Source organism: Pseudomonas sp. FP1762, from assembly GCF_030687105.1.
Classification (GTDB): domain Bacteria; phylum Pseudomonadota; class Gammaproteobacteria; order Pseudomonadales; family Pseudomonadaceae; genus Aquipseudomonas; species Aquipseudomonas siliginis.
In genome coordinates, this window is the sequence record NZ_CP117458.1 from 813878 (window position 1) to 830915 (window position 17038).

Below are 17038 nucleotides of genomic sequence, written 5' to 3' on the forward strand. Positions count from 1 at the left end.
CACGCAGGCTACCTCCGTATCCCTTAAGACTACCGATAGAAAGGCCGCTATGGACGCTTCAAGACGACTTGCCGAGACCATCAAGTCTTTCCATCTGGATCACCCTGAGGCAACTTGGAGTGAGCTTCGCGAGCATTTGCTGTGGGTCGCTGAGGGTCTCTTGTCCTGTTCCCATGATGTTCACTCGCTGCGTGACTGGGGCGACCTGTATGAGGACGTTAGGACGAACCTGACGGAGATCGCCGCAACGATGCCGCTTAACGTCGATCAGCATGAGCATGTGTCTAAAGCTAAGGATGTGATGGCTGCTGCTCAGATTCGACTACAAGGTGACTCAGTGCCATTGGTCAAGATCATTAGGGATCTCGAAGGAGGCTCTCACGATGCATTGAAGCATGCCAATGACGTGCCTCTGTCCCTATCTGTTTTCGCTCCTCCACTAACCTTTGAGGTCCTCTCTGGGCTCTACATGGCTGACCGGGCAGGAGAACAGAAAGCCAGCACCCTCAGCTCAACCAAGTTCACTCATGGCGTCCTATGTGCCGAGTTAGGAGCTTTGGACCTGAGGAAGCACACAAGGGCGGATCTTGTGGCCCTGAGGGATAGGCTTGCGACCACGCGGAAACCATCAACGGTAAACCAGATGCTGATGAAGCTCTCTGCTGTACTGAACTGGTCGGTTGAGAATGGTCATCTCGAAAAGTCATTCGACAAGAAACTCAAGTTCACTAAAGGCACTGAGTCCACCCGTAAGGCGTTCTCTCAGGACCAGATAGGCAGCCTCATGGCCTATGCGAATAAGCTCCCTGAGGCGTCATGGAAACGCTGGCTGCTGAGCCTTGGCATCATCACTGGTGGCCGACTCAATGAAATCTCTCAGTTGAGCGTCAGCGACATTCAGACCCTCACATCAGGCATCGTCGTTATCCACATCAATGAGGTTGGTGAGGGTAAATCCATCAAGAACAAGCGTAGTGAGAGGCTGGTGCCATTGACTGATGGTGCCTATGGGTTCGACCTTCAAGCCTTCCTGCGGTATGTCGAGACCTGCAAACAGAGCGGGAACGATTCGTTGGCACAGATCGGCTACAGACCAGCAGGCGAATGGGTCAACCAGCAGGCAATCCCTCAGGCTCTTGGGGAGTCCTATGTAAGGGGCTTAGTGTTCCACTCATTGCGCCACTCATTGGCTTCCCTCATGCAGGCCAAAGGTGTTCCTACGACTCATGCCCAAGCTGTCATGGGGCACGCCTCGGGAACGGTAACATTTGATATTTACGGCTCAGGTGTCCCGGTAGAGGTTGTCGCTGAGATGCTCAATAGGTTGCTTTGTGAGCACCTTGAGAGCCGCTGAGTTAATCTTGGGGCATTCGTCGGGATCAATCAGCTTTGATCTTTACGGGGCGGGGAGTGCTGTGGAGATTGGGCGGATGGCTGAGGCACTCGTCAAAGCGTTTTCACAGGTGTGTCCGGTTCAACAGTAAGCACTCGATTGGCCTGGGTCTCTCCAACAAAGGAGACTATCGGGCATCGTTAATCGATTTAGAGGGAAGCTAATGAGCACACCCAGCAATGAGATGCACAAGCAGTATTTAGACGCCAATTCAAAAGCGGACCATTTTTTACTGGGTGCAATCGTCGCGGCCTGCGCTTATCTGGCACAGAGCAATCCGTATGCTCCATTAGGAATGAATCCCCAAACCCTTTTTTTGATCGACTTAATTGTGCTGGGCCTTGCGGCATTCTTTGCATATCGACGAGTAGAAAATGCTGTGCAGGTCATAAAGTACAATGCGATGTTTCTGGAGGGGTTTGAAAATAGAAATGAGGCGAAATTTTTAGAGGGTCGTCGCCTCGCTAATGACTATGCTGAGTCAACAATTCTCCACCGTCACGTAAGAAACTCTTTGATAGCTTTAGGATTCGTCCTATATGTGACGGCTAAAATCTGGATGGCATATAAGCTCGTCGGTTGAAGCGATTACTCCAGATTCAAATTTAGGGAGCTCCTACGTGAAATCTAATCGACTCGCTGGGTCCTGGCCTTGCTACTTGAGCGTAGGAGCGTGTTCGTAGAATCCTAAAGATGCCCTGAAGGCCTGTGTTTGCTGGTCCAAAGTTCGTTGTCGCAAAACCCCTCACTGTGGCTACCCATTACACAGGAGAACGACACTATGACCAGCTTCACCGCCAACCTGCCACACCGCCACGTCGATCAGGAGACGGGGCACATCCTCCACGTTGATCCAGTCACAGGCGCAATCGTCGCTCGTAAGGAGATAGTTCGACGCAAGGACCCAAGAGCTGAGTTTGAAGCATGGGCTGCCCAGCGCCGAAGCGAAGACCTGAGTGCCGACTACGCCACACTCCAAGTTGCCGCTAAGAAGTCTGAGGCTATTGTCCCAGTTGTCGAGGCTGAGCCTATCAAGCGTGGCCGACCAAAGACCGTATTTACAAACCCAGCGGCTGCCTTCATGCCTTTCCTTGCGACGCCGCATCTGCCGAACTGGGCAGACGACATCATCACCGGGTCGATCTACACAAGCGCGGAGACCAACACCACCAGCGGCAAGGTAAATGTCAAGTCTCTCTGTGTGGTCGCCGCCTTGTTCCTCTCGGAGATCTCAGCGGAATCCTGCCGGACCAGCGAGTACACCCTACGCACCGCCCAGCGCATCGCCAAGGCTGCCCGACATGCCGCCCACGGGATCTCGTCGTATGTGGAGAGACACCCGAAGATTAAGGCAGCGCTGGAGGCTGAGCTGGCTGTAGAGGCTCTATATCGGGCGTCTCCGACTTAACGTCGTATGTTAATAAAAACATCTCAATGACCACGTTTCAGCTCATCGACCCGCCTCAATGAGAGAGGGGTAGTGATATTAATCACCCCTCCCTTCAAGAAATCTTAAAGAGCAACGCAAAGGAGGCTCATCAATTATGCCCATCCTGTCTTACCCAGCCATCTCCAAGCTCACCGAAGCGGACGCTGAGATCCTTTCTGAACTCTTTCCAACTCCAACTCGGTCTCACCTGATAGCGCTTCGTGGTGTCCTGAACAATGGAAGGGCCTCTTGGAGAGCCTACGCTCATGGTCTGGTCTCTATCGAACAAGAAGCAATGCTCACTGAGGTTCGCTTGAAGTGTTCCTTAAAGACGGCTGAGCGGGTGTCCCTTCTCATAAATCGAGGGGTCTGCCTCCAAGCTGTCGCAACGACACCCTTGAAGATTCCCATGGGTGGAACTGAGCGAATCTCACTCAGGTAATGAGCATTCCGTCCAGTGACGTTTAAAAACCCTCACTATGGCTACCCGGTAGAAATACTCTCAAAAATAATTCTCATCGATAGCAGCAGCTCCCAGCCGTCGCCACGGTTGTCCCTTCAGATGCCTTCAGGCTTGCCATGTCCTGATCCAGCATTAGCCACATAACCCAAACCAAGAACCTTTTGATCGACCTTGGAAGATGCCCATGCGGCTCCCTCCTTGCCGTCTTGTCGTGCGCGTCTATGGCGCCAAGGTCGATCAAAGGGTCACCTCACAGGAGATCCAAACCCATGAATATCACCATCACCAAAGTCCTGAAGAACGAAGTAACTGTGTCGGGGCAGACCCTCAATCGTGAGTACGTCGAAAGCGTCATGTTGCCCTTGTTGATGGCCCAGTGTGGCCGGAACAACGGCACCAAGTTCGGCGTTATCAAAGCTTTCGAGGAAGCCGGTTTGTCCCTCAAGGCCATCCAAGAGGACGCTCAGGTCTACTTCATGACCAAGCGGGAGCAGAAAGAGACCCGTGAGCAACTCCAGCGAGAAGCTGATGAGCGTGCTGAGCGTTTACGCGAGCGAACTCCCCGCGAACTGGCCCAAGCGAAAGCTGAAAGAGAGGCCCGTGCTGCTGCCATCCGTGAACAAGCTCAAAGGGTTTTGGCAGCACGCTCCCGTAATAACGGTTGATAGCTCCAGACCTGCACCAATCACTTCCCTACTTTTCTTCAGGAGACCTATTCCAATGAAACAGCCTAACCAATACGTCAAACCATCGACTTACAGCACTGCTCTCACCGATAGTCAAAACGGGTCGATCCGCTTCAATACGGCTGATGTCCGTGTGGAGACCCAAGCGGCTACCGATGTGTCCGTCTATGTTGAAGCCCTTACAGAGGCCCTCGACGATTACCTCAACGGTGACGAGTGGCGCCAAGCGGCAATCGAACATACGCCTTGTGAATTCCGCCCGGCTGGCTCCGAGGCTACCGGTCAGCAAATCATCACGATGGCTGATCGCTCCGTCACTTTCGACCCTCGTAAGAACTGGGATAACGAAACCATCTCGAAGGGCGAAGTCCAGGCCGGGTCTGTGATCTTCACCGAGCCCACCGATAAAGCTCTGGTAATCAGCAAGCGCTTCACCATCCTCGACCACAACCTAATGGCGGGCTTCACTGAGGGCTCCTTGCACCAGACCGGTGAGAAGCTGTTACGAGACATTGAGCATGAGGCCGCTGGCAAGATCGCTGGCATTCTGGCTACAGCTCCGAGCACCGAAAGCGTCTCCGAGACTAAGCCAACCGGTAAGCCTGTGGAGGTCGCTGAGGATCTGATCGACATCTTGACGATGAACATCAACCAGACCGTAGGTAGCTCCCTGTCGGACTTTGTGGTTCTGCTGCCGGTGTCGTTGCTCGCGGTTCTTGAGCGTGCTGCTCAGCGTGCAGGTGTTGAAGACATCGAGTCTCTGATCGGTGCCTCTGTGCAACCTTATAGCGGCACTGACTACGGGCTGTTCTTGCTGCCTAAGATGTTCACCTCGCTGAGTTATCGCGAAGGTGGTAACGGAGACATCTGGAAGATCCAAGCGACCCGTAATGGTGCCCATCAGTGCTGGGACGTTGAGATCATGACCACCGTAGACATCGTGGCTAACGGCAAGGTCCGCGTGAAGCTGACCGCTGATGGTCTCCAGACCGAAGCTGTGGCCTTCCCGATGATTACCAACATCAAGCTGACCTGAGAAATATCCTTTGGAAGCCCCGTAAGACCGACCCGAGAGGGATTGGCAGGGGCACCGCTTCACAGCAATCAAGAACCCTCACCCTCGGGGACGGGCAACCGTAATCCGTATCAAAGCCAGTCAACCTCGCTTCAAACCTTCGCCCGTCGCTGGGCATCCATCAAACACAGTCTTTCTGTTTGCTCTCTAAGCCACCGATCAGAGCCCGTCATGGGGCCTGTGTGCTGGTCTGTGGGAGCGAACTCAGAGAGCAAACAAAAGGAAATCATGAAATGACAATCGACATCCAACACAAGCACGCCTCCCACGTCATCATCATCGAGGGTCAGGCCTTCAAGGCTAACGACTTCGGTATGTGGGATTTGACTGACATCTGGCAGACCTTGAAGCTACCCAAGGGTAAAGCACCAGCACAGTGGCGAACCAAGCAAGCTCAGCGGTTTTTAGACATGCAAAATTTGCAGGTCATCCAAGGCCGTGCTGCTCAGACCCTCGCGACCAAACGAGCAACCATTGAGTTCGCTGGCTGGGTCTCCGATGAATTTAAGGACATGGTTTATGACGCCTTCGAGGCCATCCTTGAGATGCCTGAGGTCGCTCTCATTGTTGCCGACAAGATGCGCAGTATGGGCAATCACCATAGCGCTGCCGTCTTTGAGCGTCATGTATTCAATGACCGCTGTGACTGGAAGGCCCTTAAGGTTCCCCACAAGAACACCCAGTAGGGTCTGCACGCTGCTGTAGCAAAGGGCAACCTGACACCGGCACGAGCAGCTCAGCTTGGCCTCAAGGCCATCTAATCGAATCCCAAAGGAGAACCTCATGGACACCCTACAGGCTGCCTATCTGGTCTGCGTGGCTGTCCATCTGGCCTTTTGGCTGTTCGGGCACCTCAAGGGACCTTAACGAGAATCTGACAGAAAAATCTGAGAGACCACCTCATTGCATTGACAGGCTCAGCTTCCCCCGTGTGGCCCTCGCGTAGGTGCTCGCAGATGCCCGCGTGGGGTCCTTATCGCGCCTGTGTGCGCCACTGTCAGAACCCTTTCGACTGTCATAAACGGTGTCACAACCCCTGTCACAAGTCGTTGCCAAGAGCCTGATGAGGCCGTTAGGATAGGTCTCCCTTACTCCTTGTAGATTCTCCGTCTGCGAACAGTAGGACACGCGTTTCGCCCAGCAGTAGCGGGCCATTGAGCTCAGTCACCTCTCTTATGTAATCCCATAACAGAGTGATTCTTTTGAGCTTGCGCAAATCCTCCCTGCAGTACATCCAGAACTGCCGGGTGATGTCGATTTCCTCCGGCAGCACCGGCAGCAATCGCGGGTCTTGTGCGGCGAGGAAGCACGGCAGGATCGCCAGCGAGCGCCCCTGCTGTGCGGCGACGTATTGCGCGATCACGCTGGTGCTGCGCAAATGCGCGCTGGCGCCGGGCAGCACGTTGGCCAGGTAGAGCAGCTCCGAGCTGAACGCCAGATCATCCACATAACTGATGAATTGATGCTTGCTCAAGTCGGCCGGGCGGCGGATCGGTGGGTGTTTGTCCAGATAGTCCTGGGTTGCGTACAGCTGCAAATGGTAGTCGCAGAGTTTGCAGCAGACGTACGGCCCGTGCTCCGGCCGCTCGAGGGCGATGACGATGTCGGCCTCGCGCTTGGACAGGCTGATGAAGTGCGGCAGCGGCAGGATGTCCACCGAGATTGCCGGGTAGGCGTCGACGAAATGGCTCAGTTGCGGAGTGATGAAAAAACTGCCGAAGCCTTCGGTGCAGCCCATGCGCACATGGCCGGACAGGGCCACGCCCGAGCCAGAAACCTGCTCGCAAGCCATGTGCAATGTGCTTTCGATCGACTCGGCATAACCAAGCAAGCGCTGGCCTTCGGTGGTCAGGACGAAGCCGCTGGTGCGGGACTTTTCGAACAGTAATGTGCCCAGCGCCGCTTCCAGCGAGCTGATCCGTCGCGACACTGTGGTGTAGTCGACGGCCAGGCGTTTGGCGGCGGTACTGGCCTTGCGGGTGCGGGCGACTTCGAGGAAAAACTTCAGGTCGTCCCAGTTCAGCGAGCCTAGCGAGGTGATGTTTTTTTGCATGATGGTCGGGCTTATATGTGCGTTCTTATTAGAAGTTTGCACATCTATACTCCAAAAACAGTCCGACAACCAATTCGCGACACACGCCTCATCTCAAGGCGAACCTTTCGCCTTGGCTCCTACGATAAAAACAAGTTCTGGAGACCAGCATGAACGCATCGCTTACGCCCAACGACACCACGCTGCAAAAGGTCAAACTGCTGATCGACGGCGAGTGGGTCGAGTCGCGGACCACCGAGTGGCACGACATCGTCAACCCGGCCACCCAGCAAGTGCTGGCCAAGGTTCCGTTCGCCACCGCCGCTGAGGTCGATGCCGCTGTCAGCGCCGCGCAGCGCGCGTTCCAGACCTGGAAACTGACTCCGATCGGCGCGCGGATGCGCGTCATGCTCAAGCTGCAAGCGCTGATCCGCGAGCACTCCAAGCGCATCGCCGTGGTCCTCAGCGCCGAGCAGGGCAAGACCATTGCCGACGCCGAGGGCGATATTTTCCGTGGCCTGGAAGTGGTCGAGCACGCGTGCTCGATCGGCACCCTGCAAATGGGTGAATTCGCCGAGAACGTCGCCGGCGGCGTCGACACTTACACCCTGCGCCAGCCGATCGGTGTGTGCGCCGGCATCACGCCGTTCAACTTCCCGGCGATGATTCCGCTGTGGATGTTCCCGATGGCGATCGCCTGCGGCAACACCTTTGTCCTGAAGCCTTCGGAGCAGGATCCGCTGTCGACCATGTTGCTGGTGGAGCTGGCGATCGAAGCGGGCGTCCCTGCTGGCGTGCTCAACGTGGTTCACGGCGGCAAGGATGTGGTCGATGGCCTGTGCACGCACAAGGACATCAAAGCCGTGTCGTTCGTCGGTTCGACCGCTGTCGGCACCCACGTTTATGACCTGGCCGGCAAACACGGCAAACGCGTGCAGTCGATGATGGGCGCAAAAAACCACGCCGTGGTACTGCCGGACGCCAATCGCGAGCAAGCGCTGAATGCCTTGGTCGGTGCCGGTTTCGGTGCCGCCGGGCAACGTTGCATGGCCACGTCGGTGGTGGTGCTGGTCGGTGCCGCAAAACAGTGGCTGCCAGACCTGAAAGCGCTGGCGCAGAAGCTCAAGGTCAACGCCGGCAGCGAGCCGGGTACCGATGTCGGCCCGGTGATTTCGAAAAAAGCCAAGGCGCGGATCCTCGAACTGATCGAAAGCGGCATCAAGGAAGGCGCCAAGCTTGAACTCGATGGTCGTGACATCAGCGTGCCGGGTTATGAACAAGGCAATTTTGTCGGCCCGACCCTGTTCTCCGGTGTGACCACCGACATGCAGATTTACACCCAGGAAATCTTCGGCCCGGTGCTGGTGGTGCTGGAAGTCGACACCCTCGACCAGGCGATTGCGCTGGTCAACGCCAATCCTTTCGGCAACGGCACTGGCCTGTTCACCCAGAGCGGTGCGGCGGCGCGTAAATTCCAGACGGAAATCGACGTCGGTCAGGTCGGTATCAACATCCCGATTCCGGTACCGGTACCGTTCTTCAGCTTCACCGGCTCGCGCGGTTCGAAACTCGGCGACCTCGGCCCGTACGGCAAGCAAGTGGTGCAGTTCTACACGCAGACCAAAACGGTCACGGCGCGCTGGTTCGATGATGACAGCGTCAACGACGGCGTGAACACCACCATCAACCTGCGCTGAGGATTCGATCATGAAAATCGCATTTATCGGGCTGGGCAACATGGGCGCGCCGATGGCGCGCAACCTGATCAAGGCCGGCCACTCGCTGAATCTGGTCGACCTGAACAAAACCGTGCTGGCGGAACTCGAGCAACTGGGCGGCACCATCCGCGCTTCAGCCCGCGAGGCGGCGGAGGATGCCGAACTGGTGATCACCATGCTCCCGGCGGCTGTGCACGTGCGCAGTGTCTGGCTGGGTGAAGACGGCGTACTTGCTGGTATCGGCAAAGGTGTGCCGGCGGTGGATTGCAGCACTATCGATCCACAGACCGCCCGCGATGTGGCAGCGGCGGCGACCAAACAAGGCGTGTCCATGGCCGATGCGCCGGTGTCCGGTGGCACCGGTGGAGCGACTGCCGGCACGTTGACCTTTATGGTTGGCGCCACCTCGGAACTGTTCGCCACCCTGCAACCGGTGCTGGCGCAGATGGGCCGCAACATCGTGCATTGCGGTGAAGTCGGCACCGGCCAGATCGCCAAGATCTGCAACAACCTGCTGCTGGCGATTTCGATGGTCGGCGTCAGTGAAGCGATGGCGTTGGGCGATGCGCTGGGGATAGACACCGGTGTGCTGGCCGGGATCATCAACAGCTCGACCGGGCGTTGCTGGAGTTCGGAGATGTACAACCCCTGGCCGGGCATCGTCGAAACGGCGCCGGCCTCGCGCGGTTATACCGGCGGGTTCGGTGCAGAACTGATGCTCAAGGATCTCGGGCTGGCCACGGAAGCGGCGCGGCAGGCGCACCAGCCGGTGGTGCTCGGCGCGGTGGCGCAGCAGTTGTATCAGGCGATGAGTCAGCGCGGTGACGGTGGGAAAGACTTCTCGGCGATCATCAACAGCTATCGCAAGCCGCAGTAATCGCGATCAGCCCTTTGTGGGGAGGGGGTTTATCCCCGTTGGGTTGCGCAGCAGCCCCCTGGAGTGTGTCAGGTAAACCGAGTGCTCAGGGTTTGCGACTGCTGCGCAGTCGAGCGGGGATAAATCCCCTCGCCACAGGTTTTAGCAACGCCGGGATATTTGCCGGGAAATCACGTCGGGTGATTTCCCGGCTTTTTTGCATCAGGCGAAGACGAAATACTTGCGCACGGTCTCGACCACTTCCCACGTGCCTTTCATGCCCGGCTCAACCACGAAGATATCGCCAGCACGCAGATGAATCGGCGCCATGCCGTCCGGGGTGATCACGCAGTAGCCTTCCTGGAAATGGCAGTACTCCCATTTCACATAATCGACGCGCCACTTGCCCGGTGTGCAGATCCAGGTGCCCATGATCTTGCTGCCGTCTTCGCTGGTGTAGGCATTGAGGTTGACGGTGTGCGGGTCGCCTTCGAGTTTTTCCCATTTGCAGGCGTCGAGCACTGGCAGCGGGTGGGTGTCGCGCAGAACGGTGATAGGGGCGGTCGCGGTCATGGGGACTCCGGGCAGGTGGACTTGAGAATTGAAGTCGCACCCTATAGCGGCCGGTCGCCGCTCAGTTGTCTGGGGTCGACATCGGAGTGCTCAGAAACGCGCGCAGCAATAAGTGCTTGTAACAGCGCTTGGGCATAACCCGGCAGCGCGGCGAAGTCTTTCGCGCAGAGCAATAACGCGCGGCGCGCCCACGGCTCATTCAGGGTCACGCACTGGAACCGTTTGAGCGCCGTACGTTCGACAGCGGCCAAGGGCACGATGGCCAGTCCCGCCCCTCTTGCGACCATACGCATCGCGCCATCAAAGCCATCGGCGCGAATGCGCACCTGCATCCGCGCGCCGCTGTGCAGCGCCTGTTCTTCCAGATAAATCGCCAATGCGCTGTCGGCGCTCAATCCGACAAAATCGTGCTGCAACGCGTCGCTGAAACTGACCTCGGCAACGTCAGACAACGGGTGATCAAGCGGCAGAATCAGCACCAGCGGATCATCACGAAACGCCTGGGTCTGCAGGCCGTTGGTGTCGACCGCGTCGGAGACGATGCCCAAGTCCGCTGCGCCTTCGCGCAAGGCATGGGTAATTCGCGCACTGGGCAGTTCCTGTAGATCGATGTCGAGATTGGGATGGCTGCGCAGGAAATCCGCGAGCACTTCTGGCAGGTACTCGGTGATCGCCGTGGTGTTGCACAACAGCCGCACCTGGCCTTTGACGCCATGCGCGTAATCGGCCAGATCCTGCTGCATGCGTTCGGCCTGTTGCAAAAGAATGCGGGCGTGGCGGGCGAGGGCTTTGCCGGCAGGCGTCGGGGTGACGCCGCGCCGACCACGCTCGAGGAATTCGGCGCCCAGCGAGGCTTCCATCGCGCGGATTCGGGCGCTGGCGGCGGCGAGGGACAAGTGGCTGCGGGCGGCGCCGGCGGTGATGTTGCCGGTGTCGAGAATGTGCAGGTAGAGGCGCAGGTCGGTGAGGTCGAAATGCATGGAGTTTGCCTCTGATTTTTATGGTGTGTGGGCTGGCCCTTTCGCTGGCAAGCCAGCTCCCACAGGTTTCTTGTTGATCTCTAAATGGATGAACAACCGAGATTCTGTGGGAGCTGGCTTGCCAGCGATGAGGCCAGATGCCTCACTACAAAGATCAGCCTCTTGCAAAGGAAGAGGCTGCCTAAGTATATGGCAGATTTTCCCCCAGCCCGGATCAGTGCACATTACCCCAATGCACACACTGACCGACTTCTACCAAACCCTCGGCCTGACCCTGTCGCTACTGGTCATCGCCACCTTCCTGCTTGCGGGCACGGTCAAAGGCGTGATCGGCCTCGGCCTGCCCACTGTTGCCATGGGCCTGCTCGGTCTGGCTATGGCGCCGGCGCAGGCAGCCGCGCTGTTGATCGTTCCGGCGACCCTGACCAACCTCTGGCAACTGGCCTTCGGCGGTCATCTGCAAGGATTGATCAAACGCCTCTGGCCCATGCTGCTGATGATCTTCCTCGGCACCGGCATCGGCACCCTGTGGATCGGGATGGCCGGCGGCCATTGGGTGGTGCGCGGACTTGGCGCGGCGCTGTTGCTGTATGCATTGAGCGGACTGTTTCTGCCGACTTTGCACGTCAACCCGCGACATGAACGCTGGCTCGGCCCGCTGTGTGGCCTTATCACCGGCGTCATCACCTCCGCCACCGGCGTCTTCGTGATTCCGGCGGTGCCGTACCTGCAAGCGCTGGGGCTGAGCCGCGATGAGCTGGTGCAGGCGCTCGGCCTGTCCTTCACCGTCTCGACCCTGGCGCTGGCCGCTGGGCTGCTCTGGCACGGCGCACTCGGCGGTGGCGAATTGAGCGCCTCGCTGCTGGCGCTGATCCCGGCCATGCTTGGCATGTTGCTCGGTCAGTGGCTGCGTCAGCGCATCAGTGCGGTGCTGTTCAAGCGGGTCTTCTTTATCGGACTGGGCACGCTCGGCGCCCATTTGCTGATCAGCGGCTAGCCGACGATTCGCTGAGCATGTCGATCGGGCGGATATCGAAATCGCGCTCCAGATAGTCCATGCGCCTGGCGAAAAACGCTTTCATGTGCGGCAACGCCGAGTGCACATCCAGATGCGCCTGGCTGGCCCAGATCTCGTAGAAGATAAACAGCGTCGGATCTTCCTTGTCGCGCAGCATGTGGTACTCGATGCAGCCCGGTTCGGCGCGGCTCGGCTCCACGTAAGCACGGAACAGCGCTTCGAACTCGGCGGCTTTTTCCGGGCGGGTCTTGGCGTGCAGGATAAAACCCTGGCGTTCACTCATCACAACTTCCTCAAAAGCAGAAAGCGGCGATGCTACGGCAACAATTGGCGATCGATTCGTGCGTTTTGATCAAATGTATTTTGCGTCGATGTGGCTGTTTCCGCGCGAGATCGATGGTTAATCTGCCGCCATTCCAATTCCTGTTTCAATCCAGCCTTGAAGGCTGCGCCGAGGTTTTCCGATGAAGAAAGTGCTGTTGCTCAATGGCGGTAAAAAATTCGCCCATTCCGATGGCCGCTATAACACCACCCTGCACGAAACCGCGCTGAGCGTGCTCGATCGCGGCGGTGTCGACGTCAAGACCACGTTTATCGACGAGGGCTATGACGTTGCCGAAGAAGTGGCGAAATTCCTCTGGGCCGACGTCATCATTTATCAGATGCCGGGCTGGTGGATGGGCGCGCCGTGGACGGTGAAAAAGTACCTCGACGAAGTCTTCACCGAAGGGCACGGCAGCCTCTACGCCAGCGACGGCCGCACCCGTTCCGATGCCTCGCAGAAGTACGGCAGTGGCGGTCTGATTCAGGGCAAGCAATACATGCTGTCGCTGACCTGGAACGCGCCGCAGCAAGCCTTCGATGACCCGACGGATTTCTTCGAAGCCAAAGGCGTGGACGCGGTGTACTTCCCGTTCCACAAGGCCAACGAGTTTCTGGGCATGACCGCGTTGCCGACCTTCCTCTGCGTCGACGTGATGAAGCGTCCGAATATCGAGAATGATGTGGTGCGCTATGAGCAGCATCTGACTGAGGTGTTTGGCCTCAAGGCTTGAGGCTTTCAGGCTAATATCGGGGTCACAGCAAAAGATCGCAGCCTTCGGCAGCTCCTACAGGGGGAATGCATTCCAATGTAGGGGTGCCGCAGGCTGCGATCTTGGCGATTTCAAAGAGGGAACCCGTGAAAGCCAGATCCGATGAGTTGCAGATTTTCGTCTGCGTGATCGAGTGCGGTTCGATCTCCGCCGCCGCCGAGCAGGTCGGCCAGACGCCGTCGGCCGTCAGTCGCACGCTGTCGAAGCTCGAAGCCAAGCTCGACACCACGCTGATCAACCGCACCACGCGACGCATGGACCTGACCGAGGAGGGCAAGTATTTCTTCGAACAGGCCAAGCTGATTCTCGACCAGATGGATCAACTCGAAGAGCGTCTGTCTTCGCGCCAGCAAACTCCCTCCGGGCGCCTGCGCATCAACGCCGCCTCGCCGTTCATGCTCCACGCCATCGTCCCCTACATCGACGAATTCCGGCAGCTGTACCCGGACATCCAACTCGAACTCAACAGCAATGACCTGATCATTGACCTGCTGGAACAAAGCACCGACGTCGCCATCCGCATCGGCACTCTCGCCGACTCGACGCTGCATGCGCGTTCGCTCGGTTGCAGTCCGTTGATGATTGTTGCCAGCCCCGCCTATTTGAAGAAGCACGGTGCACCACGACAAGTGGCGGATTTGAGCGAACACACGTTGCTCGGCTTTACCCAGAACGAAGGCCTCAACCAGTGGCCGCTGCGCTATGTGCATGGCGACCGTTGGCCGATCACTCCGGCAATCAGCGCCTCCAGTGGTGAGACCGTGCGCCATTTGGCGCTGGAGGGGCAGGGCATCGCCTGCCTGTCGCACTTTATGACTATCGACGACATCCGTGCCGGGCGCCTGAAAGTCCTGCTCGGCGAATTCAACAGTGGCTACCGCCAGCCGATCAACGCCGTGTACTACCGCAACTCGCAACTGGCGTTGCGTATCCAGTGCTTCCTCGACTTTATCCAGGGCAAACTTGCCGCCTACGCCAGCGCCGAATTCAAGGGCTGATTCGTGATCCCTGCGCAAGAGTGAATTGGCCGAGGGCGGGTTTTTCGCCGGGTTTCATCGGCCGATACTCGCTGCATCACTTATTCACGCAGGGAGTTTCTCCATGAACGTATTCGTTACCGGCGCGGCTGGTTTTATCGGCGGTTCCATCGCCACCGGCCTGTTGCAGGCCGGGCACACAGTTACTGGTCTGGTGCGCAGCGCGGAGCAGGCTGATGAGCTGAAAGCATTAGGCATGAACGCGGTAATCGGCACCCTCGATGACAGCCAATTGCTGGCGCAACAGGCGCGTGCCGCCGATGCGGTGATCAACGCTGCCAGCAGCGATCATCGCGGTGCGGTTGAAGCGTTGCTCGACGCTTTGCGCGGTTCTAATAAAGTCTTTCTGCACACCAGCGGTTCGAGCATCGTTGGCGATGCCTCCGGCGGCAAATCCAGCGATGTCATTTACTACGAAGACCACCTGCCGGAACCGACTGTCGATAAGGCCGATCGCGTAGCCATCGACAACCTGGTGCTCGCTGCGTCGAAGGATGGAGTGAACTCGGCGGTGATCTGCAATACCTTGATTTACGGCCACAGCCTGGGCGTCAAACGCGACAGCGTGCAATTGCCGCGACTGCTGAAACAGGCGCGCAAGAGCGGCGTGGTGCGCCACGTCGGGACAGGGCAGAACATCTGGTCCAACGTGCACATCGAAGACGTCGTCGCCTTGTATCGGCTGGCGCTGACTAGGAATGTGCCGGGCACTTTCTACTTCGTTGAAAGCGGTGAAGCCTCGTTCATCGACATGACCACCGCCATGGCCGAAGCCCTCGATCTGGGCAAACCGCAAGACTGGCCATTGCCTGACGCCGAAGCCGAATGGGGCTACGAAATGGCCAACTACGGCCTCGGCTCCAACAGCCGCGTACGCGGCAAACACGCCCGGGAACTGCTGGGCTGGACGCCGAAGCGCACGTCGGTGGTGGAATGGATTCGTAACGAAATGGTGTGAGTCCAGCGCGCACCGAGTGAAGCCATTCGCGAGCAGGCTCGCTCCCACAGGTGACCGCGTTCTGCCTGGAAAAATGTAATTCCTGTGGGAGCTGGCTTGCCAGCGATAGCGGTGGATCAGTCGCCACCCATGTTGAACGTGGCGCCGTCATCGCTGGCAAGCCAGCTCCCACAGGGACTTTGTGGTGGCCAGGAAGCCATGAAAATCCCGCCCTCCGATTTTCATTAATCACGACACCCCATACCCACCAGCGACACACCTTGTCTCTCCACGAAAATTACTTTCATGCGGTTTGAAATCTCGATCTCGAAATGATTTATGAGTTTCACAACCCATTCGAACGTGACCCTTTCGAGGAGTACCGCATGACGCCTTCCTTCGGCTATTGGCTGCTGGTCTACGCCGCTGTGGCCATCATCGCGCTGATCGTGTTGATCGCCCGTTACCGGCTCAATCCGTTCATTGTCATCACCCTGATTTCCCTGGGCCTGGCGCTGGTGGCCGGGATGCCGCCGTCGGCGGTGGTCGGTGCGTATGAGGCGGGCGTCGGCAAGACGCTGGGGCATATTGCGCTGGTGGTGGCGTTGGGGACGATGCTCGGCAAGATGATGGCCGAGTCCGGCGGTGCCGAGCAGATGGCGCGCACGCTGATCGACAGATTCGGTGAGAGGAACGCGCACTGGGCGATGGTCTGCATCGCGTTTCTGGTCGGTCTGCCGCTGTTCTTCGAAGTCGGTTTCGTCCTGCTGGTGCCAATCGCCTTCACCGTCGCCCGCCGCGTTGGCGTGTCGATTCTGATGGTCGGTCTGCCGATGGTTGCCGGGCTCTCGGTGGTGCATGCGCTGGTGCCGCCGCACCCGGCGGCGATGCTCGCGGTGCAGGCCTATCAGGCGTCGGTCGGGCAGACCTTGTTGTACGCGATCGCGATCGGCATTCCGACCGCGATCATCGCCGGGCCGCTGTACGCCAAGTTCATCGTGCCGCGCATTCAATTGCCGGCGGACAATCCGTTGGAAAAGCAATTTCTCGAGCGCGAGCCGCGCGACAGATTGCCGGGTTTCGGCATCACCATGGCAACCATTCTGCTGCCGGTGGTGCTGATGCTGATCGGCGGCTGGGCTAACCTGATTTCCACCCCCGGCAGCGCGTTCAACCAGTTCCTGCTGTTCATCGGCAATTCGGTGATCGCGCTGTTGCTGGCGACTTTGCTGAGCTTCTGGACGCTGGGCATTGCTCAGGGTTTCAACCGCGAATCGATCCTCAAGTTCACCAACGAATGCCTCGCGCCCACCGCCAGCATCACCTTGCTGGTCGGCGCGGGTGGCGGCTTGAACCGGATTCTGGTGGATGCCGGCGTCACCGATCAGATCGTCGGCCTCGCTCACGAATTCCACCTGTCGCCGCTGATCATGGGCTGGCTGTTCGCCGCGCTGATGCGTATCGCCACCGGTTCTGCAACCGTGGCGATGACCACCGCATCAGGCGTCGTTGCGCCGGTGGCCATCGGTCTGGGTTATCCACACCCTGAGCTTTTGGTGCTGGCGACCGGCGCAGGCTCGGTTATCTTTTCCCACGTCAACGACGGCGGCTTCTGGTTGATCAAGGAATACTTCAACATGACAGTCGCGCAGACGTTCAAGACCTGGACGGTGCTCGAGACGCTGATTTCGCTGGTCGCTTTCGCGCTGACCGTCGGCCTTTCCTACCTGCTGTAACCGGAGCCCGC

At 58.2% G+C, this 17038-nt stretch carries 17 protein-coding genes; 13 read left to right on the forward strand and 4 right to left on the reverse strand.

Annotation, left to right across the window (positions count from 1 at the left end; genetic code table 11):
* Nucleotides 1–49 precede the first annotated feature (49 nt).
* The 6 genes from PSH90_RS03425 to PSH90_RS03450 all read left to right on the forward strand — a co-directional run bounded on the left by PSH90_RS03425 (nt 50) and on the right by PSH90_RS03450 (nt 5732).
* Nucleotides 50–1354, forward strand: a complete 1305-nt coding sequence (locus PSH90_RS03425) for a tyrosine-type recombinase/integrase (protein WP_305382169.1) — start codon at nt 50–52, stop codon at nt 1352–1354.
* Between the two features lie 202 nt (nt 1355–1556).
* Complete coding sequence (locus PSH90_RS03430; protein ID WP_305382170.1) at nt 1557–1976, forward strand: hypothetical protein; 420 nt, start codon at nt 1557–1559, stop codon at nt 1974–1976.
* A 198-nt stretch (nt 1977–2174) separates the two neighbouring features.
* A complete protein-coding gene (locus PSH90_RS03435) occupies nt 2175–2801 on the forward strand; it encodes a hypothetical protein (protein WP_305382171.1) in 627 nt (208 codons plus the stop codon).
* 753 nt (nt 2802–3554) lie between these two features.
* A complete protein-coding gene (locus PSH90_RS03440) occupies nt 3555–3950 on the forward strand; it encodes a hypothetical protein (protein WP_093438344.1) in 396 nt (131 codons plus the stop codon).
* Between the two features lie 55 nt (nt 3951–4005).
* Nucleotides 4006–5007 (forward strand): hypothetical protein, encoded by a 1002-nt coding sequence (locus tag PSH90_RS03445; RefSeq protein ID WP_305382172.1) that lies wholly within the window; start codon nt 4006–4008, stop codon nt 5005–5007.
* Between the two features lie 272 nt (nt 5008–5279).
* On the forward strand, nt 5280–5732 hold the full coding sequence (locus PSH90_RS03450; protein ID WP_305382173.1) for a hypothetical protein: 453 nt from the start codon (nt 5280–5282) through the stop codon (nt 5730–5732).
* A gap of 386 nt (nt 5733–6118) precedes the next feature.
* Here PSH90_RS03450 and PSH90_RS03455 read toward each other — a convergent pair whose 3' ends face one another.
* On the reverse strand, nt 6119–7099 hold the full coding sequence (locus PSH90_RS03455) for a LysR family transcriptional regulator (protein ID WP_305383104.1): 981 nt from the start codon (nt 7097–7099) through the stop codon (nt 6119–6121).
* Between the two features lie 149 nt (nt 7100–7248).
* Between PSH90_RS03455 and PSH90_RS03460 the strand changes: the two genes are divergently transcribed.
* Both PSH90_RS03460 and mmsB read left to right on the forward strand, forming a co-directional pair.
* Nucleotides 7249–8775 carry a CoA-acylating methylmalonate-semialdehyde dehydrogenase gene (locus PSH90_RS03460; protein WP_305382175.1) on the forward strand — a complete coding sequence of 509 codons (1527 nt, stop codon included), beginning with the start codon at nt 7249–7251 and terminating at the stop codon, nt 8773–8775.
* Nucleotides 8776–8785: 10 nt separating this feature from the next.
* Nucleotides 8786–9673, forward strand: coding sequence for a 3-hydroxyisobutyrate dehydrogenase (gene mmsB / locus PSH90_RS03465; RefSeq protein WP_305382176.1), 888 nt, complete (start codon nt 8786–8788; stop codon nt 9671–9673).
* Between the two features lie 201 nt (nt 9674–9874).
* Here the strand turns inward: mmsB and PSH90_RS03470 are convergent, their stop codons facing one another.
* Nucleotides 9875–10225, reverse strand: a complete 351-nt coding sequence (locus PSH90_RS03470; protein ID WP_016770579.1) for a cupin domain-containing protein — start codon at nt 10223–10225, stop codon at nt 9875–9877.
* A gap of 41 nt (nt 10226–10266) precedes the next feature.
* A complete protein-coding gene (locus PSH90_RS03475; RefSeq protein ID WP_236169259.1) occupies nt 10267–11205 on the reverse strand; it encodes a LysR substrate-binding domain-containing protein in 939 nt (312 codons plus the stop codon).
* Between the two features lie 232 nt (nt 11206–11437).
* Between PSH90_RS03475 and PSH90_RS03480 the strand changes: the two genes are divergently transcribed.
* Nucleotides 11438–12202: a sulfite exporter TauE/SafE family protein gene (locus tag PSH90_RS03480; protein ID WP_305382177.1), complete on the forward strand. Its 765-nt coding sequence runs from the start codon at nt 11438–11440 to the stop codon at nt 12200–12202.
* Here PSH90_RS03480 and PSH90_RS03485 read toward each other — a convergent pair.
* Nucleotides 12192–12506: a putative quinol monooxygenase gene (locus PSH90_RS03485; protein WP_039759648.1), complete on the reverse strand. Its 315-nt coding sequence runs from the start codon at nt 12504–12506 to the stop codon at nt 12192–12194. The two genes, PSH90_RS03480 and PSH90_RS03485, sit on opposite strands and share 11 nt — an antisense overlap.
* Before the next feature lie 181 nt (nt 12507–12687).
* Here PSH90_RS03485 and PSH90_RS03490 point away from each other — a divergent pair, with 181 nt between their 5' ends.
* The 4 genes from PSH90_RS03490 (at nt 12688) to PSH90_RS03505 (ending at nt 17027) form a co-directional block, all read left to right on the forward strand.
* Entirely contained in the window at nt 12688–13278 is a 591-nt protein-coding gene (locus PSH90_RS03490; RefSeq protein ID WP_110646653.1) for an NAD(P)H-dependent oxidoreductase, read from the forward strand.
* Between the two features lie 125 nt (nt 13279–13403).
* Nucleotides 13404–14315 carry a LysR family transcriptional regulator gene (locus tag PSH90_RS03495; protein ID WP_305382178.1) on the forward strand — a complete coding sequence of 304 codons (912 nt, stop codon included), beginning with the start codon at nt 13404–13406 and terminating at the stop codon, nt 14313–14315.
* Nucleotides 14316–14418: 103 nt separating this feature from the next.
* Nucleotides 14419–15312, forward strand: a complete 894-nt coding sequence (locus PSH90_RS03500; protein WP_305382179.1) for an NAD-dependent epimerase/dehydratase family protein — start codon at nt 14419–14421, stop codon at nt 15310–15312.
* Between the two features lie 365 nt (nt 15313–15677).
* Nucleotides 15678–17027 carry a GntP family permease gene (locus PSH90_RS03505; RefSeq protein ID WP_305382180.1) on the forward strand — a complete coding sequence of 450 codons (1350 nt, stop codon included), beginning with the start codon at nt 15678–15680 and terminating at the stop codon, nt 17025–17027.
* Nucleotides 17028–17038: the final 11 nt, after the last annotated feature.